The sequence below is a fragment of the Caballeronia sordidicola genome (assembly GCF_000729995.1).
GTDB lineage: Bacteria > Pseudomonadota > Gammaproteobacteria > Burkholderiales > Burkholderiaceae > Caballeronia > Caballeronia sordidicola_A.
Genome location: NZ_JNFG01000020.1, coordinates 261,088 through 277,292 on the forward strand (window position 1 = coordinate 261,088; position 16,205 = coordinate 277,292).

Annotated in this window: 11 protein-coding genes; 6 read left to right on the forward strand and 5 right to left on the reverse strand. The window is 58.7% G+C overall.

All coding sequences use genetic code 11. The features are described from left to right. Positions 1-10 precede the first annotated feature (10 nt). Both FH08_RS0120430 and FH08_RS0120435 read right to left on the reverse strand, forming a co-directional pair. Positions 11-1,402 carry an aldehyde dehydrogenase family protein gene (locus FH08_RS0120430; RefSeq protein ID WP_031360129.1) on the reverse strand — a complete coding sequence of 464 codons (1,392 nt, stop codon included), beginning with the start codon at positions 1,400-1,402 and terminating at the stop codon, positions 11-13. A gap of 21 nt (positions 1,403-1,423) precedes the next feature. Then, positions 1,424-2,821 carry a glutamine synthetase family protein gene (locus tag FH08_RS0120435; RefSeq protein WP_031360130.1) on the reverse strand — a complete coding sequence of 466 codons (1,398 nt, stop codon included), beginning with the start codon at positions 2,819-2,821 and terminating at the stop codon, positions 1,424-1,426. Positions 2,822-3,267: 446 nt separating this feature from the next. On the opposite strand from FH08_RS0120435, the gene FH08_RS0120440 reads away from it, so the two are divergent. Further along, positions 3,268-4,323, forward strand: coding sequence for a HoxN/HupN/NixA family nickel/cobalt transporter (locus FH08_RS0120440; protein WP_031360131.1), 1,056 nt, complete (start codon positions 3,268-3,270; stop codon positions 4,321-4,323). A gap of 81 nt (positions 4,324-4,404) precedes the next feature. Here FH08_RS0120440 and FH08_RS0120445 read toward each other — a convergent pair whose 3' ends face one another. Beyond that, complete coding sequence (locus FH08_RS0120445; protein WP_235210426.1) at positions 4,405-4,743, reverse strand: DUF3717 domain-containing protein; 339 nt, start codon at positions 4,741-4,743, stop codon at positions 4,405-4,407. A 160-nt stretch (positions 4,744-4,903) separates the two neighbouring features. Between FH08_RS0120445 and metE the strand changes: the two genes are divergently transcribed. The 4 genes from metE (at position 4,904) to FH08_RS0120465 (ending at position 12,544) form a co-directional block, all read left to right on the forward strand. Beyond that, entirely contained in the window at positions 4,904-7,198 is a 2,295-nt protein-coding gene (metE, locus tag FH08_RS0120450; RefSeq protein WP_031360133.1) for a 5-methyltetrahydropteroyltriglutamate--homocysteine S-methyltransferase, read from the forward strand. Between the two features lie 350 nt (positions 7,199-7,548). Then, the gene (locus FH08_RS0120455; protein WP_031360134.1) at positions 7,549-7,953 is read left to right on the forward strand and encodes an FKBP-type peptidyl-prolyl cis-trans isomerase; all 405 of its coding nucleotides are present in this window, start codon (positions 7,549-7,551) and stop codon (positions 7,951-7,953) included. A 680-nt stretch (positions 7,954-8,633) separates the two neighbouring features. Continuing rightward, a complete protein-coding gene (locus FH08_RS0120460; RefSeq protein ID WP_031360135.1) occupies positions 8,634-9,428 on the forward strand; it encodes a transporter substrate-binding domain-containing protein in 795 nt (264 codons plus the stop codon). Continuing rightward, positions 9,425-12,544 carry an EAL domain-containing protein gene (locus tag FH08_RS0120465; RefSeq protein WP_031360136.1) on the forward strand — a complete coding sequence of 1,040 codons (3,120 nt, stop codon included), beginning with the start codon at positions 9,425-9,427 and terminating at the stop codon, positions 12,542-12,544. The genes FH08_RS0120460 and FH08_RS0120465 overlap by 4 nt, the downstream gene beginning before the upstream one ends. A 33-nt stretch (positions 12,545-12,577) precedes the next feature. Here the strand turns inward: FH08_RS0120465 and FH08_RS0120470 are convergent, their stop codons facing one another. Further along, a complete protein-coding gene (locus FH08_RS0120470) occupies positions 12,578-13,429 on the reverse strand; it encodes a LysR substrate-binding domain-containing protein (RefSeq protein ID WP_031360137.1) in 852 nt (283 codons plus the stop codon). 115 nt (positions 13,430-13,544) lie between these two features. Here FH08_RS0120470 and FH08_RS0120475 point away from each other — a divergent pair, with 115 nt between their 5' ends. Continuing rightward, positions 13,545-14,762, forward strand: a complete 1,218-nt coding sequence (locus tag FH08_RS0120475; RefSeq protein WP_031360138.1) for an aminotransferase class I/II-fold pyridoxal phosphate-dependent enzyme — start codon at positions 13,545-13,547, stop codon at positions 14,760-14,762. A gap of 48 nt (positions 14,763-14,810) precedes the next feature. Here FH08_RS0120475 and FH08_RS0120480 read toward each other — a convergent pair whose 3' ends face one another. Next, positions 14,811-16,109, reverse strand: a complete 1,299-nt coding sequence (locus tag FH08_RS0120480; RefSeq protein WP_031360139.1) for an MFS transporter — start codon at positions 16,107-16,109, stop codon at positions 14,811-14,813. Positions 16,110-16,205 lie beyond the last annotated feature (96 nt).

Sequence of the window (16,205 nt, forward strand, 5' to 3'; positions counted from 1 at the left end):
GAAGATCCGTTCAGAGACGGGTTTTCAGATGAAAAGATTTGGGTCGCGTCAGGTGCTCGTATCCGATCGCCGACAAGGTGACTCCCCGGCCGGTATTCTTCACTCCGGTCCAGGCGAGCGCAGGGTCGAGATAATCGCAGCGGTTCATAAAGAAGGTGCCGGTTTCGACACGCAGGCCAATCGATAGCGCCGCTTCTTCGTCGCTCGTAAACACAGCGGCCGTCAAACCGTAGGGGCTGTCGTTCATCAGTTCGATTGCTTGTTCATCTCCGGACACCGGCATGATGCCGACCACCGGTCCGAAACACTCATCGTTCATCAGCGTCATGCCGTGATCGACATCCACGAACACGCCCGGCGCCACATAAGGCGTGCCGGCGCGCGACAATTCGAACCGACTTTCATCGATAAGATTCTTAGCGCCTTTAGCGAGTGCCTCGGCGATCACGGCCCGCACTCCGTCGGCAGCCGCGGTACGGACTACCGGCCCCAACGAAGTTTCCGCATCAAGCGGGTTGCCCAGCACATACTGATTTGTCAGCGCCACGGCGCGCTCGACAAAATCCTTGTACAGAGGCTGAGCCACATAGATTCGCTGGATACCGCAGCATGACTGGCCTGAATTGAAGAACGCGCCGTCGACGAGCGTTTCCACTGCGTAGTCGAGATTGGCATCGGCTCGCACGTAAGCCGGATCATTACCGCCCAATTCCAGCCCAACCCCGATAAAGCGCCCAGCCGCAGCTTCCTCGACAATGCGACCTCCGCCCACCGAACCGGTGAAGCAGACAAAGCCGATCTCGTTCGCGTGTATTAATCGACGCACACGTTCATGATCCACATGCAAGTACTGGAACACGCCCTCGGGCAACTCGGCCTGGACGAAGGCCTGATGAATGAGCTCGGCACACAACGGCGTTTGATCGGAGTGCTTGAGAATCACCGAATTACCCGCTAACAAAGCCGGGACGATACTATTGACTGCCGTCAGCAAAGGGTAATTCCACGGTGCGATGGTGAACACCACGCCCACCGGCTCACGTGAAATAAAACGGGTAAAGCCTTCCTGCGGTGCCACTTGGACGAGCTTCAATGCATCTTCCGCAATCGCCATCATGTGGCGCGCTCGTGAGGCAAAGCCGTCCACTTCGCCGGCGGTGTAACGCAACGGGCGTCCCATCTGACGCGTAATCGCCTCGCCGATGGTTGCCTTGTTTTCGACAAAGAGTTCTACGGCACGTCCAACTAGCGCCAGTCGCTCGGACAGCGGTCGCGCGGCCCATGCCTTCTGGGCAGTTTGCGCGAGTCGCAGTGTCTGCTCGATCTGCGACTCGCTCGCATAAGGCCGGCGCACGAATTCGCTGCCGTCAATCGGGCTAATGGTGATCAGTTCTTCTTTCATAGTTGGCTTGGATTAATAGACTCAAATAATCTCGAAATAGCGGGCCAGTTCCCAATCGGTCACATGCCGACGGAACTGCCGCTCTTCCCATTCGCGGGTCGCGACAAAATGCTCGACAAACGCTTCGCCAAACAAGGTCTTCGCGGCTTCCGAATGGCGAAGTCGTTGTGCGGACTCCCACAAGGTGCAAGGCAATTTCAGATGGGCAGGGAATTCCTGTGTATAGGCGTTGCCCTCGACAATCTGCCCCGGATCCAGTCCCTGTTCGATACCATGCAAGCCGGCACCCAACGCGGCTGCCAATGCAATGTAGGGATTCGCGTCCGCCGAACCGATGCGCACTTCAACGCGTTGGGATTTCTCGGAACCCGGGATCAGGCGCAAGGCCGTGGTTCGATTCTCGACGCCCCACGTTGCATCGAGCGGCGCCCAGTAGCCCGGCACCAGCCGTGAATAGCTATTGACGGTCTGCGCGAACATCGACATGAATTCGGGCAGGTAGCGTTGCACGCCCGCCATGAAACTGGCTTGCTTGACGCTCATATTGTAAGGACGGCTTTCGTCGTAAAACGCCGACTTGCCGGTGCTCGTCTCGCGCAGGGACAAGTGGATATGACCGCTCTGTCCGGGGTGATCATGCGACCATTTCGCCATGAAGGTCGCCATCAGATTGTTCTTCTGGGCCAGCGCCTTGGTAAAGGTCTTGAACAAGATGGCCTTGTCCGCCATCTCGGCCGCACCGTCGACTGCGAGCGCAGCCTCCAGCACGCCGGGACCGGTTTCGGTATGCAGCCCCTCGATCGGCATGTCCATCTGCTCGCACATATCGAGCAATTGCCGATAAAAATCGCCTTCGACCGTACTGCGCAGCACCGAATAGCCGAAATTGCCGGGCGTCCAGTTTTTCAGGTCACGGTAGTTTTTTTCACGCACCGAATGCGGCGTCTCCTCGAACATGAAGAATTCATATTCAAGGGCGGCGGAAACCGCGAATCCCATATCGGCGGCGCGCTTTAATACGCGCTGCAATAAACCCCGTGGGCAAATTGCTTCGGCATCCCCAGCAAATTCGGCAAGGAAGAAGAGCATGTCTTCGCCATCGCCCTGTTCAAGCGGCAAACGCCGGCAGCTCTCCGGTACGATGCGCACCATGGCGTCCGGATAGGCGGTGTGCCAGCCGGTGTATTTCGTATTGTCGTACATCTGGTCGTCCACATCCCAGCCCAGGACGACATTGCAGAAAGCGAAACCCGCACGCAGAGCTCCGAGGAATTTATCCTTGCGCAGATATTTGCCGCGCAGGATGCCATCGGTATCGGACAGACCGACTTTGATATGCGTCAGCCCGCTTGCCTCCACCAGACGTATCGCATCTTCTACTGTCTTGATTGCCCGTTCGGGCTTCGCGTGCGCATCCATATCCATTGTCTCCGTGTTATCGTTTTTTTCGGCTAATTCATCTTAGGAACGAGAGAAATGCAGATCAACAACAATCGGTATTCGTTATGGTGAGGATCGGCTGGGGTAATGCTGCATGATGTGTGGTCGCTTGTTGTTCGCTTGTTGCTCGCTTAGGCACGGCGGCGTGTTAGTGCCTCATACTCATGGGCGCCATGTCGCGCTGCACAACGCATTGGCATGCCGGCCCGGCGGCTAGCCAGGCTCGCTGCTGGTGCGAGCGCGCCCACTCTCAGCTCTTTCAGCGCCACTTCGGGGCGTTCCTCAGACGCAGGTCACGCTGCCGATTCTAGTCAAACACCTTTCGAAAGCCCTTCGATAAAGGCATGCTTGCCACTGGCACAACTCTTGTGTATGAAGTTAAAAAATTACTTCAAGCGGGATACGTATTCCCGAAGGGTTTCCAGATGGTTTCTCAGTTGGCGCAGATCTTCAGCGACTCAGGCACCAAGGTGCGGGGCAAGCTTTTCGGCATCTACGGGCTATTGATTGCGTTCAACGTCCTCGCCTGGGTTTGGGCATTCGTGGCATTCCGCCACCATCCGGTACTTCTGGGAACCGCATTGCTGGCCTACGGATTCGGGCTGCGTCATGCGGTGGATGCCGACCACATTGCCGCTATCGACAATGTCACGCGCAAGCTCATGCAGGAGAAGAAGCGCCCTGTTGCGGTCGGTTTTTTCTTTTCCCTCGGACACTCGACCGTGGTCGTGCTCGCCTCTGTCGGTGTGGCTGTCGCAACGTCGGCCATGCAGGGTCGATTTGACCACTACAAGGAAATTGGCGGAGTGGTCGGCACGTTGGTGTCGGCGTTATTCCTGTTTGCGATTGCGCTGATGAACCTGATTATCCTGAGGTCGATCTATCAAGCGTGGCGTAACGTCAGGAATGGCGGTGCTTATGTCGATGACGATTTCGATCTGCTTCTGGCTGATCGAGGATTTCTGGCTCGAATTTTCCGCCCGCTGTTTAGCATGATCACGCGAAGCTGGCACATGTATCCACTAGGTTTCCTGTTTGGTCTGGGATTCGACACAGCGACTGAAATCGGCTTGCTCGGTATAGCAGCAACCCAGGCGTCGCAAGGGCTCTCTCCCTGGGCGATCATGGTGTTCCCAATCCTGTTCAGTGCCGGCATGTCCCTGGTAGACACGCTGGACGGTCATCTGATGCTCGGCGCTTACGGATGGGCTTACCTGAAGCCGATCCGGAAAATCTACTACAACATGACCATCACGCTGGTGTCCGTCATCGTGGCCGTGGTGATTGGCGGTATAGAAGCGCTTGGGCTGCTCGCCGATCAGTTGAAACTGCAAGGTCCGGTGTGGGATGCCATAGGGACCTTGAACGATAATTTCGGCACGCTGGGCTTTGTGATCATCGGCATTTTTGTCTTTAGCTGGATTGTGTCGGTCCTGATCTATCGGGTAAAACGTTTCGACGAGCTGGAAGTTGGCCGCTAGATAAGCTGCCGGGATTCGGGCGACTTCGCTCCTTACTGTCCACAATGAGCATGGCCTGGGCCCAGCGTCGAACACAAACAGCTAACGCGATAGACCGCGTTGATCCAGGGCACTCGTCAGTGCCTGAATTTGCTCGCTGTTAAGCGAGGATGCCTCGATCGCGTCGGCTCGGGAAAAAATCATCTGCCCATAAGCATCGGCGAGCACACGCGCTTCCCGGCAGAGTGCCGCATCCTGACCGGCCGGCTTTAGCTCTCGCCAATAATTGATGGCCTGCTCGACGTCGATAATCGTGAATACACTCATGGATCTGGCCTGCAACTTCGGGTGAATGGGACGGGTAGTACCGGTATGCAAAAAATTTCCCACATGCGGCTCGCCCTTTAGAAAAACGATGTGGTGCTTGAAAGCGTTCGCCATCGTCGGCCACTGGGCAGCCGCGTAGTCTGATTCTTGACGATGTCGCAGGGATGCGCAAGTTGTGCCCACATGAACGAAACTAATAGGAAGATGAAAACATGTCCCTTGTTGAATAACACGGCGGCATTCAGACTGTGGGCCACTTGATTAAGGACGCGTCATGGCTCGCACTCATCTACACGGTTTTCCACGCATCGGCGCGCATCGCGAACTCAAGTTCGCGCAAGAGGCTTTCTGGCGCGGGGAGTGTGACGATGCTCATTTGCGTAGTGTCGCAGAGGCATTGCGTGCGCGCCATTGGGAGTTGCAACGCTCGGCGAAGCTGGATTTCGTAGCGGTCGGCGACTTCGCCTATTACGACCAGATGCTGAACCTGACTGCGCTATTGGGCGCGTTGCCGGAGCGGTTCGAATTCGAACCGTCGGCGCTCTCGCTTGCGCAATATTACGAGCTGGCGCGGGGCAACAATGCGCAGCCCGCCATGGAGATGACCAAGTGGTTCGACACCAATTACCACTACCTTGTGCCGGAGTTGGGGCCGCGCACAACATTCAATGGCGGTGTCAATTGGTTCTTCGACGAAATCGATGAAGCGCTTGCGCTGGATCATTCTGTCAAGCCGGTTCTCATCGGCCCGATTACGTATCTGTGGCTGTCCAAGAGCCACATTCCCGGCTTTGACCGGCTTTCACTTCTGCCAAAGCTCGTAATTCGCTATATGCGCATTCTCGACCTGTTGAAGCAACGCGGGATTGAATGGCTTCAACTGGACGAACCGGCACTGTGTCTTGACCTGGATGACGAATGGCTCGAGGCCTTTTACGCGGCCTACGATGTGCTTGGCGCGTCAGGCAACAAGGTAATGCTCGGGACGTATTTCGACACAGCCGCGCACCACGCACCGCTCGTCGCGAAACTGCCTGTTCAGGGTGTTCATATCGACCTGATCAGGGCGCCCGAACAACTGGACGCGTGGCGCGCGGCGCTACCGGCGGACAAAGTGTTGTCGGTGGGAGTGATCGATGGCCGAAATATCTGGCGGGCCGACCTCGGTAAGATCGTCGACTCGCTTCGCAGCCTGAGCGAAGAACGTTCGGATAACTTATGGATTGCACCTTCCTGTTCACTACTGCACGTGCCGGTCACGCTTGCGTCGGAGAAAAGGCTCGATAACCGCTTGACGTCATGGCTTGCGTTCGCGACTGAGAAGCTCAATGAAATTGCGGCCATCGCGCTAGCGTTAAGCGATTCGGCAGAAGCCGGGTCTGTGCTCGCCGCGTCAAACGCAGCACTCGATACGCGACGTAATTCGGACGCGGTCATCAACACCCTCGTGCAGCGAAGGACCACGGCCATCACCCAGGCAATGGCAAGCCGTAAGAGTCCTTATGCCATCCGCAAGCGTGTGCAGCGGCATACGCTCAGGCTGCCGCTCCTGCCGACCACGACCATTGGTTCGTTCCCCCAGACAATGGCGATTCGGCAGGCGCGCGCGGCATACCGGCGCGGGGAACTGGGTGCACTCGATTACCTTGAACGCATGCGCGCGGAGATCGCAACAGCCGTGCGCAAGCAGGAGGAGCTAGGACTCGACGTCCTCGTGCATGGCGAAGCCGAACGCAACGACATGGTCGAATTTTTCGCGGAGAAGCTATGGGGATATTCGCTGACGGAGAACGGCTGGGTTCAGAACTACGGCTCGCGCTGCGTCAAGCCGCCCATCATCTACGGCGATATCTATCGTCCAGAGCCCATGACGGTGGACAACACGTGCCATGCGCAGTCCCTGACCAACCGCGTGATGAAGGGCATTCTTACGGGACCGGTAACCATGCTCCAATGGTCTTTTGTCCGTGACGATCAACCCCGCGAAACAACGGCGCTACAGCTTGCGCTGGCCATTCGCGACGAGGTGACGGACCTTGAAAAGGCCGGCATCCGCATCATCCAGATCGATGAACCGGCGTTCCGCGAAGGCTTGCCGTTGCGCCAGGCCGAGTGGCCCGCTTACCTTGACTGGGCAACCCGGGCCTTCAAGATCGCCGCTAGCGGGGTCTCCGATGCAACGCAGATTCACACCCATATGTGCTATTCGGAGTTCAATGACATTCTGCCCTCCATCGCAGCGCTGGATGCGGACGTGATCACGATCGAGACCTCGCGCTCTTCAATGGAATTGCTGGATGGCTTCGGTGCGTTCGCCTACCCGAACGGAATCGGGCCCGGCGTCTATGACTCGCACTCCGCACGGGTGCCGAGCGTGGAGGCCATGCAGCGTTTGCTCGAGCGTGCATGCGAGGTCATTCCTGCGGAGCACCTGTGGGTCAACCCTGATTGCGGATTGAAAACGCGTGCGTGGCCGGAGACGGAAGCGGCACTGACCAATATGATCCTGGCGGCCCGCGCAGTCCGAGCGACGCTTTCCGAAGAAAATAAGGAAATAGCGGAAGTCTGAGTCTTCATCAGCACGCGAGCATTTTCTCCAGCGGCTTTGGTCATCACGGTTGCCGACGGCACGGTGGCTCGGACATTGTTCCGTGGTCACCGCGGCCCCTGAGGGGCTGCCTGCGACGCTTGATACCATCACCTGATCATGCTGCCACTCCTGCGCGGCGAAACGTGAAGAAAGCCCGCATGACCCACGCGAGCGGCAGGCACTTAAGTCCACCCGAACTTACCCATAAAGAACCGCCTCGAAGCGAGGTTCTGTCATGGCGTGGCCGGTCCGTGCTACTGTATTTGACTTGAGTTCGTTGACTCTTGACTTTACACACCATCCCACTTTGGGGACGTACTGGACGCTTTATGAAAAAAGTATCGCTGCTGCTTACTCTTGCTGTTATCGCTTCGTCATCGGCTTATGCCGCTACGGGCGCGACTGAAACGCTTCCCTCCGGCGTCACCGTGACGCAGATCAAGGAAGGCACCGGGGCGCAGCCCAGCGCTGCGGACACCGTGACCGTGAACTATCGCGGCACGCTCGCGAATGGCACCGAATTCGACTCTTCGTACAAGCGCGGGCAGCCGGCATCGTTCCCGCTCGGTCAGGTAGTCCCATGCTGGACGCAAGGCCTTCAGAAGATGAAGGTCGGCGGCAAGGCCAAGCTCGTGTGCCCGCCGGCAACCGCCTACGGCGATCGCGGCGTAGGCCCGATTCCGCCGAACAGCACGCTGACGTTTGAAGTCGAGTTGTTGAAAATCGGCAACTAAAGCCTGCACAACGCGCACTCGCTCCAACGTAATCATGCGAATCGCGCGTCCCGTGCTATTGCGTACCGAGATCTTTGGTCATCGCAATAGCACGGCTTTGTAACACCCTCACATAGATCTATGGATGTGGCAGCCGTTTAATTCCATCCCGATGGAAAACCATCCTTGCCTATACCTTTGCCGTTGAGACAGCCCGATTTCCAATCAAAGCGTTGACGGGTGCGAAGTAAAACTATCGATGCGAAGAGGGCACATGAACCTGTCACCTGGTTGAAGTAGCCTATGCGCTGACGCGCTCAGAGCAGCAACAGCCAAAGGCCGGAAGTCGGGTGTACAACGGCGGAATTCAATGTCGCGTGTTGTCGATCAAGTACGAAACGGTAGGTACACCACAGTTCGCAAACGATTTCCCTCGGTTGCAGTTTTAATAAGCGTCCGGTAACATTAATTCGCGGGCGTTATGCATTTTTTACTAAACCGGTCTCCTTGCCGGGACCTGCCTGAATAAGCAATTTTCTATCGTTTTTCCGAGCGACAGATTCGGCATGCAAAGGTATATTGCGAAAAGTCTCCCTGCATAACCCGTTGTTGATGGGCTTAAATCACTAAACACGCCCTCGCAACCGGTGTTAATAAAAAGAGGGCTGTATCTTAGTCATTTCCACCACCATGGCGACGCTGTGATCCGACACACTCTGGGCGCCTTGCTACTGGTGATGTCATGCCTCGGCCGTGCGGTCGCGGCAGGTCCCGATTGCTCACGCGCCTTCACGCTTGCCCTGCACGACCACGGCCTGCTTTATTCCGCCGATACCGACACCGGTATTGACCGGGATTTCGCCGACGAACTGATCCGCCGCAGCGGATGCCAGATTAGCGTCAGCCTGATGTCGCGCGCGCGCATCTGGCAATTGATCGAATCCGGCGCACTCGATTTCAGCTTGTCCGGCATTGCCAACGCCGATCGCAACCGCTTCGCTTCGTTCGCCTGGTATTTCAGCAACAAATACTATTTGCTGGTGAGGAAGGACGCGGGCATGCATCAGCTGGCCGATTTCGAGCGTAGCGACCAGTTTCAACTAGGCGTGATTCGCAGCTTCCGCTACAGCGACTCCGCCAACAAGCTGGTCGACACGCTCGCGGCTGAGAACCGCGTCAGCCAGGCGGGCGGCCTGGCACCGTTATACGAGGCGCTGATCCATCAGCGTATCCAGGGCATGATCATGGAGCCCTTTGACTACCCCGCGCTGGATGAAAAGAAGATCCGCGATGTCACCACCATCATCGAGTTCAATGATCCCGCCATCCCTCACGGCCTGATCATGTCGAAGAAGGCGCTGTCGCCCGCCGAGCAGGACAAGTGGCGTGCGCTGGTGAACGAGATGCGCGCGGACGGAACCGTGCTGCGTATATTCGAGAAGTACTTCAAACCCGATCTGGCCAGATCCATGGTCGATTTTCAGGCACCCCCGTGACCTGGGCTCGCCTCGTATTGCTGCCCTTGCTGATCTTGTCCGCCGCACTCGGCGTCACATGGATCGTCTGGGATCACGAGCGGCAAGCTTCCCACAACGAGTTACTCTCCCAGTTCAATTTTTCACTGGGCGACGTGGTCAGCCGCGTCGAACAGCGCATGTCGACGTACGAACAGATGCTGCGCGGCGTGCAGGGCCTGTTCTCCGCCACCGGCCAGATGGACCGCGACAACTTCCGCGACTACGTCAGCGCGCTCAATCTCGACGCCAATTTTTCCGGCATCCAGACCATCGGGGTTATCGAATGGGTACCGGCGGCGCGTCGGGATGCTCATATTGCCGCCATGCATCAGTTGGGTTTTAGCGGCTACACCATCCGGCCGCAGGGGTTTCGCGAGAACTACGCGCCGATCGTCCAGCGCGAACCATCCGCTACCAACAGCGTCGCTCCACTCGGGCTGGACCCCTGGACTGACCCTGTGCGGCGGCAGGCGATGGAGAGGGCGCGCGATTCCGGCATGGTGGCGGTCTCCGGGAAAGTCCGCCTGGGCGTGGACGTCGGGCCGGATGCGAAACCCGCTTTTGTCATGTATCTGCCGATCTACAACAAGGGCCAAGCGCACGACAGCGTCGCCGAGCGCCGGGCGCATCTTGCCGGCTGGGTGTATGCGTCGTTTCGGATGCACGATGTCATCGCCAGCCTGTACGGCGACACGCTGGCCGGCCTCGCGTTAGCCATCTACGACGGCGTGGAACCGTCCGCCGCGGCCTTGCTTTATCGTTCCCGTGCGGCAGATGGGCAGCACCAGCGTCCGCTCATTTCAGCCAATGAATACCTCGTGGTCGCAGGGCACAACTGGACGCTCTCGATGACCACCCTGGACGACTTCAAGACCCGCTTCGGCCGAAACGCCGAAGCACTCATCGCCGTCACCGGTACGGGCTTAAGCCTGCTGCTTGCTCTGCTCGCGTGGTTGATGGTCACCGGCCGCGGCCGCGCGATGCGGCTGGCTTCCACGATGACTCGCGAGTTGCGCGAGAGCGAGGAGAAGTTCCGCGCCATTGCGGACTGCACGGTGAACTGGGAAGTCTGGTGGGGACCGGACGGCAAACCTCGCTGGATCAATCCATCGGTCGAGAAATACACCGGTTATACGGTGGACGAATGCATGGCCATGACCGACTTTGCCGGCACGCTGATCCACCCCGATGACTGGGTCCGCGTTGCCCCTGAGTTCCTGAAGGGCCTCCAGGGCTTCCGTGGCGACGACCTCGAATTCCGCTGCGTCCGCAAGGACGGAACGCTAGTCTGGCTATCCGTTTCCTGGGTGCCGATCACCGACGCCAAAGGCGTATTCACGGGCTTCCGGACTAGCGGTCGCGACATCACCGACCGGAAGCAAGTCGAGGCCGAACTGCGGATTGCGGCGGTCGCCTTCGATTCGCTTGAAGCCATGATGGTCACCGACGCCAGCAACACCATCCTGCGGGTCAATTCGGCGTTCACCGAGTGCACCGGTTACACGGCTGAAGAGGCAGTTGGCCAGACACCGCGGCTGCTGCGTTCGCATCATCACGACGAAACGTTTTTCAGCGAGATGTGGGAAACGATCCACCGCATGGGCGGCTGGCAGGGCGAGATCTGGGGACGTCGCAAGAATGGCGAGGTCTATCCGAAATGGCTGACGATTTCGGCGGTGACAGGCGAAGGCGGAGTCGTCAGTCACTATGTAGGCACGCATCACGACATCACCGAACGCAAGATCGCGGAAGAGCGCATCAAGGAGCTCGCCTTCTTCGACGCCCTGACGCGCTTGCCCAACCGCACGTTGTTGCTGGATCGCCTGACGCAGGCTATTACGGTCAGCGCGCGAAGTGGTGCGTGCGGTGCGTTGTTGTTTATCGACCTGGATCACTTCAAGACGCTGAACGACACGCTGGGCCACGACAAGGGCGACCTGCTGCTGCAGCAAGTGGCGCAGCGCCTGGCTGCCAGCGTACGTGAGGGCGACACCGTAGCGCGGGTAGGGGGCGACGAGTTTGTGGTGGTGCTCGGAAGTCTCCATGAAACCTGGCAGGAAGCGGCCAGCCAGACAGAAGGCATGGGCGAAATAATCCTTGATGTCCTTGGCAAGTCGTACCAGCTTAACGACATCGATTACCGCAGTACGGCCAGCATTGGCGCGACTGTGTTCAGGGGCTATCAGACTTCCATCGACGAACTCCTGAAGCAGGCGGACCTCGCCATGTACAAGTCGAAGGAAATGGGGCGCAACGCGCTGTGTTTCTTCGATCCGGACATGCAGACCGTGGTAGTGGAACGGGCAGAGCTCGAGGCGGGTTTGCGAAAGGCCATAGAGGGCAATCAGTTCCTGCTGCATTACCAGGCGCAGGTGCTCGACGGCGACAGGGTTGTCGGCGCCGAAGCGCTCGTGCGTTGGCAGCATCCCCAGCGCGGTATGGTGCCGCCAGCCGATTTCATTCACCTCGCTGAAGAGACCGGGATGATCCTGGCGTTGGGTAACTGGGTGCTGGAAACCGCGTGTACTCAACTGGCGTTGTGGGCCACGCGGCCGGACATGTGCCACCTGACAATCGCAGTCAATGTCAGTGCGCAGCAGTTCCGCGAGCCCGATTTCGTGGCCAAGGTGTTGAACGTGATCCGTCGAACGGGCGCCAACCCGAACCGGCTCAAGCTGGAACTGACCGAGAGCGTGCTGGTGGACAACGTGCAGGACATCATTGCAAAGATGCATGCGCTCAAGGCCCGTGGCGTAGTCTTTTCGCTGGACGATTTCGGTATCGGCTATTCGTCGCTTTCGTATTTGAAGCAACTGCCTCTGGATCAGTTGAAGATCGATCAGTCATTCGTGCGCGACGTGCTCGTCGATCCGAACGATGCGGCGATTGCAAGGACTATCGTAGCGTTGGCGCAAAGCCTGGGCCTAGGGGTGATCGCCGAGGGCGTGGAGACTGAAGAGCAACGCGACTTCCTGGCCGACGCCGGCTGTCATGCTTACCAGGGCTTCTATTTTTGCCGGCCCTTGCCCATTGAAGGGTTTGAAGAGTTTGCGGCTGTAGGGCGGATTAAGCCGGAAGCGGCACGCGCGTACTAGCTCGGCCGGCTTACCGCATTTCTTCGCAGGGGCTCAGATTCGCAGGTCGGTCAGAATCTGTTCCGCTAAAAAATCACAGGGCGGCCGGTTCGATCCCGCGCTGCGCGCGAGCACGATTTCCAGGTCCGGCAGGGCAGGCAGGCCGTCCGCGGCGCCGAGTTGGACGAACCGTTCCGGGATGCTGCATCGGGACAGCGCGGCAATCGCGAGCCCCGCTTCGACCATGCTGAAAAGGCCCAGCAGGCTCGGGCTTTCATAAGATGTCCGATAGCTGATCTTGGCCCGTTCGAGCGCGTGGATCGCCTTGGAGCGTGCGACGCTGCCCGGTGCAAAGACCGCAATGGGTAGCGGGCGCTCCTTCCATACTTCATTGCCGACGGCGCAACCGGCCCAGACCATCGGTTCAAGCCGGATAAAGTCACCGTTCAACCCCTTCATTCGCGTCATGCAGGCGAGATCGATCTTGCCTTCCTTGATGAGCGGGGCCAGCGCGTTGCTCGGCATGCCGATGACCTGGATCTCGACCTTGGGGTAAGTCGCGGAAAATTTTCTCAGCACGGAGGGTAGGAGAGACGATGCATAGTCGTCCGGCACTCCGATCGCCACGCGTCCCCTGACGTCGGGGCGAACAATCGACGCCCAGGCTTCGTCGCGCAGTGCAAGCAACCGGCGCGCATAAGCGAGCAGCACATGGCCGTCCTGTGTCAGTGTGATGTTGCGCGGCTTGCGTAAAAACAAGGGCTTGCCTAAAGACGCTTCCAGCGACTTGATCTGCATACTCACGGCGGATTGCGAACGATGCACGAGCGCGGCGCCGCGCAGGAAGCTGCCTGAATCGGCAACGGCGACAAACATGGAGAGCGCATCCAGGTCGAAGGTTTTCATCGTAATTTCAAGTATCAGAAAATCTGAACGAAGTCTTCAATATAACTCGCTTTCCTGAATTCAGCGGGCCTTGCATACTGGGCGTCCCTCAACGCGAATCGCTGGAAAAGAAACGATGTCGATGACATACGATGACTTCAGGAAGCTCGGAATAAAGATCGATATGACCCGCGGAAAGCCGTCCTCGGAACAACTCGACCTGTGCTCGGAGCCACTGGCCAACGCTCTGAAAGCGGGCGAGTTCATGTCGCGCGATGGCATCGATTGTCGCAATTATGGTCATGCGCTGGGTCTGCCCGAAGCACGTGAATTAGGCGCTGATCTGCTTGGGGTGGCTGCGGAACAGGTCGTGGCCGCCGGTAATTCCAGCCTCGAGTTGATGCATGACGCCGTGGTGTTCGCCATCCTGCATGGCATGGCTGACGGCAAGCCGTGGCGCAATGAGAAGGACATCGCGTTCCTTTGCCCCGTGCCGGGATACGACCGCCATTTCGCGATCTGTGCGGCGCTTGGCGTGCGCATGATTCCGGTACCGCTGACCGGGAACGGCCCCGATATGGACTTCGTCGAAGCACAGGTCGCCGCCGACCCGGCCATCAAGGGCATCTGGTGCGTGCCGCTTTATAGCAATCCGACCGGTGAAATCTATTCAGCCGATACGATTCGCCGTCTCGCCTCGATGCAAACCGCCGCCCCCGACTTCCGCCTGTTCTGGGACGATGCGTACCGCTTCCATCACCTGACGGAGCAGAAGCACAGCACGTTGAACATGATCGAGGCTTGCGCGGCGGCGGGGCATCCGGACCGGGCGTTGATGTTCGCGTCGCTGTCCAAGATCACGATTGCCGGGGCTGCGGTGGCGTTCGTCGCATCGTCGCGGCGTAACATCGACTGGTGGCAGCGTTGCTCGGGTATCAGGACCATTGGACCGGACAAGCTCAATCAACTCCGGCACGTGCGCTTACTGCGCGACCGGCAGACATTGGAGGGTTTGATGGAGCGTCACCGGGCGCTGTTGCGACCCAAGTTCGACGCCATGACAACGACCTTCAGCGAGATCCTTGCGGATCTGCCCGGCGTGTCCTGGACGGTGCCGCAAGGGGGCTATTTCATCAGCCTCTATAGCCCCGATGGTCTCGCTAAACGTACCGTCGCGCTGGCTGCCGACGCCGGTATAGCAATGACGCCCGCAGGCGCTGCGTTCCCTTATGGTCTCGATCCGCGCGATCGGCATTTGCGTGTTGCGCCGACCTTTCCTGCACTCGATGAAGTGAAGCGGGCAGCGCTTGGGATTGCATTGTCGTTGCGTCGTGCGTTCGAAGAGCGGGGGTGAGCTCATCGCTTATCCAATCATGTGAGCGTGGTCTCGCGCGCTATGCCGTTAGCGCAAATCGGCGAGACCGCTTCTGCAAACCGGCATGGCACGGCGCGCGTTCGGTATCAGGAAGGCCAGTCCGACGAGGATGATCGACGCCGCTGAAGCCATCTCGTACACCGGTTGAAACGAACCGAATATCGTCTTGCATAATCCACCCAGCACGTTTCCCATCGCCCCGCCAACACCAAATGCCGCTTCGCAGATTCCGCACACGATTGCCGCGAGGGCTGGCGCGCTCGTCTTGCCGACATACGCGTGCAACAGGCCGAAGATCGGGAAGAACGAAAAGCCTAACGCGACCGCCGCGACCATCAGCGCGTAAGCGCCCGGACGCGACGCGGCGATCAGCGACCCGCACAAAAGCAGGACCCCCGCACTAACGAGCGCGGTACGCATGCCGTCTCGTTGCGTGCGCCCATTTCGATCAGGACTACCGTGCATATCGGCGATCATGCCGAGCGCCAATCCGCTCACCACCCCGACCAGCCCCACGAGTGCCCACGCGTGCGCTGTTACATCGAGACCCAGATGCAGGTCATCGTGGGAATAAGCCGATAAATAGGTGATGAACGGGACACCGGAAAAACCGCATAGCAGCGCGATGGCGTACACCAGCAGGAAGTGTCGGGCGAGCATGCGCCGCAGCCCAAGGCGCTCGCTCGGGCGCTGGGTTTGGTGCGGTGGCGTGACGCTTGGTTGCGTGGCCGATGCACGGCCAAGCCGTGCAAACACGAGGACGATTGCGCCGCTCAACACAGCGGTCAGCACGGCGCTCACGAGCCAGACCGAGCGCCAGCCCCACGACGCCAGCAACGCGGGCACCATCAACCCATTGAGCAAGACACCATAATTCGTGCCGCTGCCAATGACCCCGATGGCTTTCGCCCGATGGCGCTCGTCGATCAACGGTGTGATCAGCGCCATCATCGGGACCCAGGTCGCGGCGGCGCAGGCATTGAGCGTGACGAGCGCGGCGCCCATCATCCATGTGTTGTTGGCGAATGCGAGGCCCGCGAGGTCCATGGCGGACAGCACAGTCGCCACGAGCATGACCCGCGCTGCTCCAAAACGCGCAGCGGCGAGCCCTGATAACAGCGCCATTGCGATATTGGCCAGTTGCCGCGCAGCCGTGATGTACCCGGCCTGCGCATAGTTGAAGCCGATGTCCTGTTTCATCTGCGGCAGGACCACGGGGAAGAGATAAACGCCGAAACCGTAGGTCGCTGCGATCACGGCGGTCAGCAGCAGCGTGACGGCCAGTTGATTTGCCAGGCGAGGAGAAATGCGGGTCGAAACATCCATGGCAGGCTACCGGGAAAAGTCGTTAGATTTATTCTCGGCGTCCTTGCGTTATGACGGAAATGATTTAATTTACTATCATTGATTAAGCTTCATCAT

Coding starts and splice junctions, on each gene's coding strand:
- FH08_RS0120470 (WP_031360137.1), bottom strand. CDS start 13,429: ATGAAAACCTTCGACCTGGATGCGCTCTCCATGTTTGTCGCCGTTGCC.
- FH08_RS0120445 (WP_235210426.1), bottom strand. CDS start 4,743: ATGGCGAACGCTTTCAAGCACCACATCGTTTTTCTAAAGGGCGAGCCG.
- FH08_RS0120480 (WP_031360139.1), bottom strand. CDS start 16,109: ATGGATGTTTCGACCCGCATTTCTCCTCGCCTGGCAAATCAACTGGCC.
- FH08_RS0120455 (WP_031360134.1), top strand. CDS start 7,549: ATGAAAAAAGTATCGCTGCTGCTTACTCTTGCTGTTATCGCTTCGTCA.
- FH08_RS0120475 (WP_031360138.1), top strand. CDS start 13,545: ATGTCGATGACATACGATGACTTCAGGAAGCTCGGAATAAAGATCGAT.
- metE (WP_031360133.1), top strand. CDS start 4,904: ATGGCTCGCACTCATCTACACGGTTTTCCACGCATCGGCGCGCATCGC.
- FH08_RS0120440 (WP_031360131.1), top strand. CDS start 3,268: ATGGTTTCTCAGTTGGCGCAGATCTTCAGCGACTCAGGCACCAAGGTG.
- FH08_RS0120435 (WP_031360130.1), bottom strand. CDS start 2,821: ATGGATGCGCACGCGAAGCCCGAACGGGCAATCAAGACAGTAGAAGAT.
- FH08_RS0120430 (WP_031360129.1), bottom strand. CDS start 1,402: ATGAAAGAAGAACTGATCACCATTAGCCCGATTGACGGCAGCGAATTC.